Below are 739 nucleotides of genomic sequence, written 5' to 3'. Positions count from 1 at the left end.
AATATCGTTTTTCTTTCTCCTTGATAAGTAATTCCTGTCAACAATCCTGTTCCTCTAAACTGATATCTTGTAAATTGATTGAAATTTATTTTACTTCTGTCAAAAAACAATATGTTTAATGTATGGCATAATGCCCTGATCGTAGGCATATTTTCTTCTAAACAGACTGGATCGTATCTCTTGAGTGGAAAACTGTCATTTGAGGTGCAATAAAGAAGTTTTTCGTAGTCTTTTGGATTGTAATTTTTTGGCTGTTCATTACAAGTAACTACAATCAAAAAGTGTTTAAGAATTGCCAAGTAAATATATGGCAGCTTGACATCTTTATATTCCTTTAAATCCCCCCAGAGAATTTTTATAAAGTCTAATTGCCATTGATCAAAGTAATCTAAATTCTGTCTCCATTTTCCAGATGCAATCAGAAGAGGCAAAGGGCTTATATTTAAATTCACTAACTCAAAGTCCTCAAAAGTCGGGATGTCATCATTCAACAGACCAGCAGATTCAGTTATTATTTGGTTTTGTTTATAGTAAAAATCATCATCATAATCAAATAACCAGTGAGGATAATGTATGGATTCTCCTCTCTTATTTTCTAAATAGATAGCAATAAATTGATCATTGTTAAATTGCTTTTGTATTTCTTCAAAAAGCCGCTTGTCAAAACAACCTAAAAATGTGACTTTATGGTTTTGTAGTTTTATTTTTAGATCTTGAGTCACTTCTTTTTGATCTTGAC

Annotated in this window: 1 protein-coding gene; it reads right to left on the bottom strand. The window is 31.0% G+C overall.

Annotated elements, in window-relative coordinates:
• A partial coding sequence (locus AACR41_RS00030; protein WP_045442767.1) for a hypothetical protein occupies nucleotides 1-739 on the bottom strand: 739 nt, incomplete at both ends.

Source organism: Picosynechococcus sp. NKBG042902 (assembly GCF_963864045.1).
Classification (GTDB): domain Bacteria; phylum Cyanobacteriota; class Cyanobacteriia; order Cyanobacteriales; family MRBY01; genus MRBY01.
This window is presented reverse-complemented; position numbering and strand designations above follow the sequence as displayed.